The organism is Mesorhizobium sp. M4A.F.Ca.ET.022.05.2.1 (genome assembly GCF_003998845.1).
Lineage (GTDB): Bacteria > Pseudomonadota > Alphaproteobacteria > Rhizobiales > Rhizobiaceae > Mesorhizobium.
On the sequence record NZ_RZOJ01000007.1, the window covers coordinates 39,385 to 50,254 of the forward strand.

Annotated in this window: 9 protein-coding genes; 2 read left to right on the forward strand and 7 right to left on the reverse strand. The window is 60.1% G+C overall.

The genetic code is table 11. The features are described 5' to 3' along the window. Window positions 1–70 precede the first annotated feature (70 nt). Window positions 71–1,876: a chloride channel protein gene (locus tag EN745_RS02035; RefSeq protein WP_127420407.1), complete on the forward strand. Its 1,806-nt coding sequence runs from the start codon at window positions 71–73 to the stop codon at window positions 1,874–1,876. Between the two features lie 125 nt (window positions 1,877–2,001). Here EN745_RS02035 and EN745_RS02040 read toward each other — a convergent pair whose 3' ends face one another. The 4 genes from EN745_RS02040 to EN745_RS02055 form a co-directional block, all read right to left on the reverse strand. After that, on the reverse strand, window positions 2,002–2,712 hold the full coding sequence (locus EN745_RS02040) for a cytochrome b561 domain-containing protein (protein ID WP_127420408.1): 711 nt from the start codon (window positions 2,710–2,712) through the stop codon (window positions 2,002–2,004). 98 nt (window positions 2,713–2,810) lie between these two features. Beyond that, on the reverse strand, window positions 2,811–3,695 hold the full coding sequence (locus EN745_RS02045) for a carbohydrate ABC transporter permease (RefSeq protein WP_127420409.1): 885 nt from the start codon (window positions 3,693–3,695) through the stop codon (window positions 2,811–2,813). After that, a complete protein-coding gene (locus tag EN745_RS02050; protein WP_245482367.1) occupies window positions 3,685–4,530 on the reverse strand; it encodes a sugar ABC transporter permease in 846 nt (281 codons plus the stop codon). Before EN745_RS02050 ends, EN745_RS02045 begins: the two co-directional genes overlap by 11 nt. A 178-nt stretch (window positions 4,531–4,708) precedes the next feature. Further along, window positions 4,709–5,911: an ABC transporter substrate-binding protein gene (locus EN745_RS02055; RefSeq protein ID WP_210213722.1), complete on the reverse strand. Its 1,203-nt coding sequence runs from the start codon at window positions 5,909–5,911 to the stop codon at window positions 4,709–4,711. Window positions 5,912–6,397: 486 nt separating this feature from the next. On the opposite strand from EN745_RS02055, the gene EN745_RS02060 reads away from it, so the two are divergent. Then, window positions 6,398–7,411 carry a Gfo/Idh/MocA family oxidoreductase gene (locus tag EN745_RS02060; RefSeq protein WP_189362925.1) on the forward strand — a complete coding sequence of 338 codons (1,014 nt, stop codon included), beginning with the start codon at window positions 6,398–6,400 and terminating at the stop codon, window positions 7,409–7,411. Between the two features lie 250 nt (window positions 7,412–7,661). Here the strand turns inward: EN745_RS02060 and EN745_RS02065 are convergent, their stop codons facing one another. The 3 genes from EN745_RS02065 to EN745_RS02075 all read right to left on the reverse strand — a co-directional run. Continuing rightward, window positions 7,662–8,891, reverse strand: a complete 1,230-nt coding sequence (locus EN745_RS02065) for an amidohydrolase family protein (protein WP_189362926.1) — start codon at window positions 8,889–8,891, stop codon at window positions 7,662–7,664. A gap of 35 nt (window positions 8,892–8,926) precedes the next feature. After that, a complete protein-coding gene (locus EN745_RS02070; protein ID WP_281034758.1) occupies window positions 8,927–9,676 on the reverse strand; it encodes an SDR family oxidoreductase in 750 nt (249 codons plus the stop codon). After that, window positions 9,673–10,870 (reverse strand): Xaa-Pro peptidase family protein (locus tag EN745_RS02075; protein ID WP_210213723.1); only part of this gene is annotated, 1,198 nt, incomplete at its 5' end. The genes EN745_RS02070 and EN745_RS02075, both read right to left, overlap by 4 nt.

Sequence of the window (10,870 nt, forward strand, 5' to 3'; positions counted from 1 at the left end):
ATCGTGTTACGATATGAGGCCGGCTGAAACCGGACGGCCTTTGCGTCGCCAGAAAGCTCAGGTTCCCAAAATGAAATCCGCTCACGCCGGCAACGGCCATCTCCGTGACTTCACGACCGATCCGCGCGTGCTCGTCATCGCGGCCATTGCCGTGGTGGTGGCGACTGCCGGGCTGTTCGCCGGCATCGTGCTCCTTAGGCTCATCAGGCTTGCCACCAACATCGCCTATTTCGGCCAGTTCTCGCTTGCCGAACTCAAGCTCGAAGATACGCCGCTTGGGCTCGCCGCGGTGATCGTGCCGGTGATCGGCGCGCTGATCATCGGGCTGATGGCACGCTTCGGCAGCGAGAAGATCCGCGGCCACGGCATTCCAGAAGCCATCGAGGCGATCCTGCTCGGACGCTCGCGGCTCGACGCCAAGGTCGCGGTGCTGAAGCCGCTGTCGTCGGCGATCTCGATCGGCTCGGGCGGACCGTTCGGCGCTGAAGGCCCGATCATCATGACCGGCGGCGCCATCGGCTCGCTGATCGCGCAGATGCTGCCGGTCAGCGACAATGAGCGCAAGACGCTGCTGGTGGCGGGCGCGGCCGCAGGCATGACGACGGTGTTCGGCACGCCGATCGCCGCGATCATGCTTGCCGTCGAACTGCTTTTGTTCGAATGGACACCGCGCAGCTTCATCCCGGTCGCCGTCGCGGCGATCGTCGCGGAAGTCGAGCGCACCTTGCTGCATCTGCCAGGCCCGATCTTTCCCTTCTCCGGCAGCATGGAAGCGTCGGTCACCGGACTGGGCGGCTGGGTGCTGGTCGGCATCTGCGCCGGCCTGCTCTCGGGACTGCTGACGCAGATGGTCTATCGGTGCGAGGACGCTTTCCAGAAACTGCCGATCCACTGGATGTGGTGGCCGATGATCGGCGGCCTGGTGGTCGGCATCGGCGGCCTGATCGAGCCGCACGCGCTTGGCGTCGGCTACGACAACATCGCCAGCATGCTCGACGGCCGCACCGTCGCGGCTGCTGCGCTGCTGCTTCTGGTGGTGAAGGCCATCATCTGGTCGGTAGCGCTGGGATCCGGGACATCGGGCGGTGTGCTGGCGCCGCTGCTCATCATGGGCGGCGCGATGGGGGCGGTGCTGTCAGGCGTCCTGCCCGAGGCGAGTCCCGGCTTCTGGCCGCTTCTGGCGATGGCCGCGACCATGGGGGGCACCATGCGCGCCCCGCTGACCGCGACCTTCTTCGCCACCGAGCTCACCGGCAACACGCATGTTCTGGTGCCGCTGATCACGGCCTGCGCCACCGCGCACGCGGTCACCGTGCTGTTGATGAAGCGCTCGATCCTGACCGAGAAGGTGGCGCGGCGCGGGCACCATCTCGTGCGCGAATACCGCGTCGATCCGTTCGCCCTGACCAGGGTCAACGAAGTGATGACGACCAAGGTCGAGAGCGTGCCGGCGACGATGACGCTGCATGGCGCGGCAACCTTCCTGACCGCGCCGGACACGCGGCATCCGAGCTTCCCGGTGATCGATGAAGCGGGCCATGTGCTCGGCGTCATCGATCCTCCGGCGATCCTGCGCTGGCGGCGCGCCGGCAAGCATCGCAAGGCGACGCTCGGCGAGCTACTTGCCGGCAGCAAGATCACGCTCGCTTATCCGGACGAATATCTGGAGGCGCTTTCCGACAAGCTGCTCACCGCCAATGTCTCGCACCTGCCTGTGGTCTCACGCGGGGATGAACGGCTCGTCGGCTATATCGGTTGGAAAGACATGATGCGGGTCAGGTCGAAAAAGCAGGCGGAGGAGCGCGAACGCACCGCCTTGCTCAGCTTTGGCGCGAAGCACAAGGCGCCACAAAGCGTCGGCGAAAGCGCGGTTTAGAGCAATCCCAGGAAAAGTGGGGCGGTTTTCCGTCCGGAATTGCTTAAACAAGACATAGAGCGGTTCGCCGCTCCGCCGGCGAAACGCTAAGAGACGGCCAACGGCCGAGAGTGGCAGCAGCGTATCTAGTCACCATTCAACTGATCGATGCGAAGCTTGTTGAATGGGTGACGAGCTCCGGTGCCGAAGTTCGACAGATATGTATCGTGGTGGAATCCCTTTGCCTCCAGGACGATCATAGTCACCACCCACATGATAACGGTGAGGCCGAGGCCGACAGCTAGGCTAGAGATCCAGTATTGCGACAGGCCTGTCACGACTGCGCCTAACGCCAGGGCCACCGTGAAGTACCCGACGATCTTATGGTAGGCCTCGAACCATCGGCGTTGTGGGCTCATATCATAATGATCGCCCCGACCGACGGTCGCGGTCATGCCGCTCTGGGTGGATGCATCGGGGCCGCCATGGGTCCCGCGAAGCCGCGCGCTCACAAGCTGGAGGATGCCGAGAATGACGGTCGTAATGCCAAATACCGCGTGGATCGTGGCACTCAAGCCTCCGTTCGCCAGCAAGGCGATTGACCCTCCACAAAGGCTGCAGAAGGCGAGAAAGGAAAGTCCCAGGCGATGAACGGTGAACCAATAGAGCTTGCGACCAAGTTTAGGACTTCCCTTCGGTATGCCTTCGCGAGAGGGCGGCGGCTTGCCGTACCGGGTGAGAAGAACAATGCCGGGCACCAGAACGATCCAGATCGCGAACATCAGCCAGGCATGACATTCCCAGTGGGCCTCAAGGGCGAAGCCTAGTGGCAATTGCAAGGTTGTAGGAGCGTCCATGTGTTGCTCATCCGTCTGGCGCGCAGATCCATTGTGCCACCTGGGCGCCATTGCTGACGCGCCAGGAGCCAGGATTCCAATAAACTTGCCGGCTCTCCCTACCCCTTCACGGAACCGGCCATCAGGCCGCGAAGGAAGTACTTCCCAGCTAGAACGTAGATGGCGATCGTTGGCAGCGCGGTCAGCACGACTGCCGCCATGTCCACGTTGTAGCGCTTCACGCCGGTGGTCGTGTTGACAATATTGTTCAGAGCCACGGTCACCGGAACGTTGTCGCCGGATGTAAATGTTGTGCCGAAGAGGAAGTCATTCCAGATATTGGTAAACTGCCAGATCACCGCGACGACGATACAGGGGATTGAAATGGGCAGGATGACCCTAAAGAAGGTTTGACAAAAACCCGCGCCATCCACCTTTGCGGCCTTAACCAATTCGGCTGGCAGAGAGACGAAATAGTTCCTGAAGAAAAGCGTTGTGAAAGGGATCCCATATACCACGTGAACCAATATGAGCCCCGGCATAGTATTCGCCAGGCCAACCGCGCCGAGCGAACGCGCCATTGGAATGAGGATTATCTGAAATGGAATGAATACGCCAAAAAGGAGCAAGGCGAAAATAACGTTGGAGCCACGAAACTTCCAATGCGTGAGCGCAAAACCGTTTATGGCTCCGATTGCGGTTGACAAACCTACAGCGGGGACGATCAGGATCATTGAATTGAGAAAGAAGCCCTTCAAACCTGAACATTGAAGGCCAATGCAAGCGTCGGACCAGGCTTGCTGCCAAGCTTCCAGGGTTGGCGCCTTCGGCAGCGAAAGCAAGGAGCCGTTGCGTATCTCGTCGATATTCTTGAGAGACGTAAATACCACGACCACGAGCGGCAGCAGATAGACAGCCGCGATGAAAATCAAGCAGCAATAGATGAATACGCGCCGCAGATGATAGCGCCCTCCCCTTTCGAGAACGATGCTGTCATGCGTCATCGCGTTGTTTCCTCACGTCGGAATAAAGGTATGGTGCCACGACCGCGGTGACAGTCATGAAAATCATCATGGCACTTGCCGCGCCCACTGCCATCTGGTCTCGACCAAATGTCTGCATGTACATGAACGTCGCGGGAAGGTGCGTGCTGTTTCCAGGGCCCCCGGCGGTTAGAGCCACCACCAAGTCGAAGCTTTTCACTGCCTGCTGCGTCAGGATGACGAACACGGTCAAGAAGGCTGGCCCGAGCTGCGGTATGATGATGCGCCGGTAGATTTGAAAGCTGCCGGCCCCATCAAGTCTCGCGGCCTTGGTGATATCCTCGTCAATTCCTCGGAGCGCCGCAAGGAACAGGGCCATAACGAATCCGGACGACTGCCAGACCCCTGCCATGACGAGCGTGTAGATCGCAAACCGGGGGTCCACCAACCAGTCGAACCGGAAGCTATCCCAGCCCCATAGCCGCACCATTCGCTCGATGCCGAGGCCTGGATTGAGGATCCACTTCCAGGCTGTTCCCGTCACGATGAACGACAGTGCCATCGGGTAGAGGTATATCGTTCGAAAGAAGCCTTCGGCGCGGATCTTCTGATCGACCAGGATCGCCAGTGCCATCCCGATGACCGATGCAATCGCAATGAACAGGATCGCGAAAATGAAGATATTGTCGACCGCGATACGCCATATTGGATTGCTCCAGAGGCGCCAGTACTGATCGAGGCCGACAAATTCGTAGGATGGGAGCATCTTGGATGCTGTGAACGACACTACCCCCGTCCACACCATGAAGCCGTAGACCGCCAGAAGGATGATAGCAACCGATGGAGCCAACGCCAGTTGGGACGCGTTGCGGGCAAGCCAGAGCTTGACGCCGGAGCCTTCACGCCATTGCCCGCGCTTCGCGGTTTGCAGGACCGGGAAAGTCGTTGACACAGGAATCCTTTCGTCTCGCAAAAGCCGACGATCGCAGCTTCGTTAGACGGCTGCGATCGTCGCCTGACCTCGATCTTTTCCGCTACTGCGCGGATTTAAGGCCGGTTACGAGTTGGTCGATAGCCTGCTGCGAGGTCACGCTGGGCGTCTCGAAGAACGTTGAGACGACGTCGGTGAAGACGCCCGTTTTCGTTGCGCCGGCCGCGGCATTATGTGCCAGTGACGGCAGCGATTTCTGGCTCTTTTGGGCTTCTGCGCGATCCGCAAAGGCGGCCTTGCCGCAGAAGTCGAACTTATCCATGGAAACGTCGATCCGCGAAGGGATGGAGCCCTTCTTGATGTTGAAGGCTTCCTGGAACCCTTTGTCCAGGATCGCCGACGCCATGGCGAGCTGGCCTGCCTGTTTGTCCTTGTCCTTTGTCTTGAAGAAGCCGAAATTGTCGGTCAGCCAGACGTAACTTCCCTTCGTGCCCGGGGCGGGCACACAGCCGTAGTCGACGTTGGGCTGCAGGTTGGCTAGCGACAGCTCGCCTTTCGCCCAGTCTCCCATGATCTGCATTCCAGCCTCGCCCTTGATCACCATCTGGGTAGCAAGGTTCCAGTCGCGGCCGGGATAATTGGAATCGATATATTTGTTCATCTTACGCAGCTGGTCGAAGACCTTGACCATCGTGTCGCTGCGAAGCGCTGCTTCGTCCTCGTCGATGACAGCCTTGCGGTAGAAGTCGGCGCCGCCAATGCCAAGAACAGCATTCTCGAAGAGATCCAACTCCTGCCAGGGCTGACCACCCAAGGCCAGCGGCGTCACGCCCTTGGCGAGAAGCTTTTCGGAAACTTCGTTGAATTCGTCCCAGGTCGTCGGCGGTTGCAGGCCGGCGGAATCGAAGACTTTCTTGTTGTACCAGAGCCAGTTCGAACGGTGCACGTTCACCGGAACCGCGACATACGATCCGTCATGGGAAATGAGAGGAACAAGTTCCGGAGCAATCACCTTGGCCCAGTCGTCCTTCTTGGCGAGGTCCGTCAGATCGGTTAGCACGCCCTCGGATGCCCAGGCCTGGACCTGCTGAGCGTGCATCTGCGCTGCGGCTGGCGCGGTATCGGATGCGATGCGGGCGCGCAGCACCTGCACCATGTTCATCCCGGTACCGCCGGCCACCGGCGAGTCGCTCCAGGTGACGCCACGCTCCTCGAGGAGCTTCTTGAGCACATTCAGTCCGGCCGCCTCGCTGCCACTGGTCCAGTAGTGCATAACCTCCACATTCGGCCCGCCCGCCAGCGCCATCGTTGTCGAACCGGACAGCAACAAGGCCGTCGCAAGAACCAGATTCCGATTAAGCATTTCTCATTCCCCTTGATGAAACTACGGTTGCTATACAAGGTTGTTGTTTGCGGTCTTCTGGGCGTTTCTTTTGCCTCTTCTTGACAATACGTGAGCCGTTCCCCGACGCTGACACTGCCGCGTTGCCTGTCGTTCAGAGTCCCATCTCAGGTCGCCGGCTTCTCATGTCCGACTTATCGTTAGCTTTTATTACATATATGTCAATCTCAAATCAGACGCCTGCCCTGCGCACGGCCTCCGGTAGGCACCAATGCGCCGGCATAACGGCGCTAAGTGCCGGTCTTTGCATGGGAAAATTCGCGACCGGGCTGGGGCTACCGGCCATTTCCACTTGCCAGCACGTTGACAAATAGCACTTTAGTCAGACAAATTATCGCATAAACATCAGTATCCCGCAGTCCTGCGGGAGGGAATGGGGAGTGCATCGCAATGAACGAGAAAGTGGTTTCCTGGGGCCTAATTGGCGCCAGCACCATCGCACGCGAGTGGATGGTCGACTCCATACGCAAGCATCCGCTGGGCAGGGTTAAGGCTACCGTCAGCAGCGATTTGAGCCGCGCCCAAGCCTTCTCAGACCAGATGGGTATTCCTGACGCCTATGACTCGCTTGAGCCGATGTTGAGCGATCGAGAAATCGACGCGGTCTACATAAGCACCAAGAACGACCAGCACCTGTCGCAGGCGCTGGCTGCCATAGAAGCCGGCAAGCACGTGCTTTGTGAAAAACCGCTCGCTTTGGAGCCGAAAGACGCGCAATCGATCGTTGAGGCAGCCGAACGCAAAGGCGTGGTACTCGCTACGAACCACCATCTGCGCAACATGGAGAGTCACCGAGCGATAAAGCGACTTCTGCGCGAGGGAGCGATAGGAAAAATCAACTCCATCCGCATTTTCCACGCAGGATCGCTACCCCAGAGCCTAAAGACCTGGAGACTTTTCGAGAAGGCTGCGGGCGCCGGGGTTATTTACGACATCACCGTGCACGATGCAGATCTCCTTAGATTCTATCTGGAGAGCAATCCCACCAAGATCACCGCACTGGCGACTTCGTCTGGCGAAGGGGCGAGCGGCATCGAGGACAGCGTCATGTCGGTATGGGAATTTCCAGGCAACATTTTGGTGCAATGCCATGACAGCTTTGTCGTCGGTTATGGCCCGCGCGGCGTCGAAATCCATGGCTCCGCCGGCAGCATTCTTGGCATCGACGTCATGTCACAGGCCCCTGGTGGCCGCGTTGTTTTAAGTACATCCGACGGTGAGCAAGACATACCTCTTGAACTCAAGGTCACGTATGACCGCGGTGTCTCCGATTTCATGGCCGCTATGCAACGGAAAGGCCGGCCCTCCTCGACGGGCGAGGACGGCGTTTGGAGTGTGAAGTTGGCAAAGGCGGTGGGGCAATCGGCCGCCACAGGTCAGACCGTGTTAATCGAACAAGTGTGAGACCCGGTTGCGCGTCATAGCCGTCGCCCTTCACAACGGCAGCCGTCGTTCCTCAGGTTTTGGACGCGAGAAGTCGATAATTCGCCCTGATTGCCCTCAGATCGACAATCATCACCGGGCCGCGTTGAAGGCGCAGCCTCGCTTCATCGGGAATAGACAGGGGCGCCGAAGAGGGAGAAGGAGACATGTGTCTTGGGCGGTTCCCCCATGATGTTCCGCCAGGTCGACCGCGATGAGCGCCATTGGCCGCTCAGATTTCACGTTTGTGGAGGTAGCCGTCCTTGATCGTGACACGGATGCCGCTGCCGTCCTCCTCGAAGACGCCAATGTCTTCGAGCGGATTGCCGTCGACGATCAGGATGTCGGCGAAGGCGCCCGGGATAAGTTCTCCGAGCTTGCCCTCGTGCCGCACGATCTCGGCATTGACGATTGTAGCCGAATGCAAGGTCTGGGCGGGCGATTCGACCGCGGAGCGGATCTTGAACTCATGCAGTTGATAATGATGCATGACGCCTTCCAGGTCGGTACCAAATCCCAGTTTGACGCCGGCGTCGCGGCAGATCTTTACTGCTTCGACGCCGCGGCGCAGCATCATCTTGACCTGTTCGACGATATGTGCGGGCGTGCCCAGTTGGTCCGCGTAGAAGATGCTGGCCTCGAAGGTAGATAGTGTGGGCACGACGTAGGCGTTTTTGTCGGCCACCAGGCGCGCGGTATCCTCGTCTATCAGGTTCGCGTGCTCGATAGTGCGTACCCCAGCCTCGAGCGCGCGGCGGATAACATCAACGCCATAACAGTGCGCCATCACATATGTGCCGAAATCGGCCGCCTCCTGCACGGCGACGCGTTGTTCTTCCAGTGAGAAATGCGGCGAGTAGATCGAGGATTTCCCGGAGTTGCCTCCCCCGGCCATCAACTTGATCTGATGAGCACCGGCCGCGATCTCCTCGCGCACTGCCCGGCGGACTGCATCCACGCCATCCACGACACGGCTGATGTTGCGCGTACTGCGACAATGCGGGCAGCCTTGATCATGTTCGGTCCGAACCCGGAAATCCCCCAATCCGCCGGTGACCGCCAGCGCCAGCCCTGGCACGAAAAGGCGCGGGCCAGGAAATAGATTCAAGCGTGTAGCATCGGCAAGTGCCGCATCCGCGCCGCCGGAATCGCGCACGGTAGTAAAGCCCCGTCGCAGGTAGTCGGCAAGGATCTTCGAGGCGTGCGCCGCGACGAGATAGGGTGCGGTGTTGGCCAGCGTCACCTGGTTGTTGACATAGGCCATCGCGTGGACATGTGCATCGATAAGGCCGGGCATCACGACACGACCTCCGGCATCGATTCTGGTCGCTCCCTGGGGCACGCCAACCGAGCCGGCGACCTCAACAATTTTTTGGCCCTCGATCCGGATCTGCTGGCCTGAACGCAATGTTGCGTCCCGTGGATCGAGCAGGGTGGCGTTGGTGATGACGATATCGCTCATTGATTTTCCCGTATGTGCGCCTGGCCATCCACCCATCAGCGGGTCGGGCCCTTTATCAACGACTCCCCGCCATCGACCACGACCGCCTGTCCGGTCATGAAGCGTGCATCGGCCGAGAGAATGAAGCGAACGATGGCGCCGAATTCCTCGACCGTCCCCATGCGATGCAAGGGAACGAGCTCCGGCACCTTCTGGAGGAAAGATTCCCTTCCGCCAAACATCTCCCAGGCTGGCGCGTTGAAAGGCGTGTCCACCCAACCGGGGCAAAGAGCGTTCACCCGGATGTTATCGCCGGCATATTCCAGGGCGAGTTGCCGGGTCATCGTCAGCAATGCCGACTTCGAGACGATGTATGGCAACGAACCCTTGGCGACCATGATGGACGCTGCCGATGCCGTGAAAAGCAAGCTGCCGCCTCCGGCCTGACGCAGCAGCGGAAGCGCGGCACGTGCCAGTAGAGCATTGGCGCGAACGTTCAGCGCGAAGCTGAGCTCGAAAGCGTCCAATTCCATGCTTTCGAGCGTGCCGACATGGCAAACACCGGCATTGTTCCAGACAGCATCCAGGCCGCCGAGGATTTCGCCGGCCTCGCTCACCACGGAGGAAATACGCGTGTCGTCGCCAACGTCGATTTCGAGAACCCGCTCAGCGCCCAGATCGTCCGGCGCTTTTTTCCTGTCGGCCATAACGACGCGCGCGCCGCAGGCGGCAAGAGCGCGAACGCCAGCCTCGCCCATGCCGCTGGAACCGCCGACGACGAGAACGCGCTGTCCGATTTGGCTCATCTGACGGCAATCTCCCTGGCGGCCTGAGTGAGACGCAGCGGCCCGTTTTGCGTGACCAGGACCGTTTCGCTGAAGGGCATGCCCTCGCAATAGTGGATGACGTGGAAAACCATATTCGGCTCGAGTGCCCAGGTCTCGTTGGGCATGAAGATGCGGGTATGATCGGACGTGCGGGGCGCGGCGTGATAGCCGAGCGTGTAGGCCGAAACCTGTGGGTAGGTCTTCTTCAGGCCTTCGCGAAGCATGGTCTCGCGGGCGACGCGGTCAATCTCGCCCGAAATGGCGCCGGGAACCATGGCGGCGATGAATTCGTCCTGGATCTCGACAACCCGCTGCGCAATCGCGCGTTGACGATCAGAGACGTGTCCAACCGCCATCGGCCGGGCAATGCGCCCCGAATAGCCATAGACCTGCGGAACAGCCTCAATGAAGTAGAGCTCGCCCGCCTGCATGATCCGCTCGCCCAGCCGGCCGTGCATATTGGCGACTGTGCTGCCGTATCCGAAAACGGCCACACGACCATTGTCGGCTCCCAGGCTGATAGCCTTGCGGTATGTTGCGATGGCAGGTTCGCGTTCTGATCGGCCCAGGGCGATTGCGTCGGTTCCGGCCTGGATCGCGGCGTCAGCTATCGCGCAGGCGCGGCGCAACGCCTCGATCTCGGCCGGCGACTTGATCAAGCGGTGTTCCCAGATCACCTTTCCGAAGTCGATGAATTTCAGTCCGGGATTTACTGCCTGGACCCGCTCATATCGCTCGATGGTCAGGAAATGGCTGTCCGTCTCGATGGCCAGCGTTTTCGTGCCGCTGTCGCGGATGAGCCCCGCCAAGAGCGCGGTTTCGTCCTCGTGATCGTCAAAGGTGACAAACGCGTCCACAGTGGCCTGCCGCTGGGCCCCGAACTGATCGGCCGAGCGGATCAGCAGGGTCACATCACCCAAGAGTGAGATCAGCGCACCCTGGTAGCGAGCACCGGAGTGGGCGTAGCCCGTCAGGTAAGCCAGGCTGTCGATCTGATCGACAAGCAACAGGTCGGCGCCGCGATCAGCCATTTCCGCAAGAACACGGCTGACCCGTCTCCTGAATTCCGCCCGGTCGAAGGGCAACACGGCCAGCGAGCTGTCAGCCTTGGCGATGCCGCCCGTCATGCTGCATCCCAGTTGAAATGGAAGCCCAGATCGGCCCAGGTCTTGC

What these genes read in the sequence shown, in the direction of transcription:
- EN745_RS02045 (WP_127420409.1), bottom strand. Translation starts at nt 3,695, where the DNA reads ATGACGCATGACAGCATCGTTCTCGAAAGGGGAGGGCGCTATCATCTG.
- EN745_RS02055 (WP_210213722.1), bottom strand. Translation starts at nt 5,911, where the DNA reads ATGGCGCTGGCGGGCGGGCCGAATGTGGAGGTTATGCACTACTGGACC.
- EN745_RS02060 (WP_189362925.1), top strand. Translation starts at nt 6,398, where the DNA reads ATGAACGAGAAAGTGGTTTCCTGGGGCCTAATTGGCGCCAGCACCATC.
- EN745_RS02065 (WP_189362926.1), bottom strand. Translation starts at nt 8,891, where the DNA reads ATGAGCGATATCGTCATCACCAACGCCACCCTGCTCGATCCACGGGAC.
- EN745_RS02070 (WP_281034758.1), bottom strand. Translation starts at nt 9,676, where the DNA reads ATGAGCCAAATCGGACAGCGCGTTCTCGTCGTCGGCGGTTCCAGCGGC.
- EN745_RS02040 (WP_127420408.1), bottom strand. Translation starts at nt 2,712, where the DNA reads ATGGACGCTCCTACAACCTTGCAATTGCCACTAGGCTTCGCCCTTGAG.
- EN745_RS02035 (WP_127420407.1), top strand. Translation starts at nt 71, where the DNA reads ATGAAATCCGCTCACGCCGGCAACGGCCATCTCCGTGACTTCACGACC.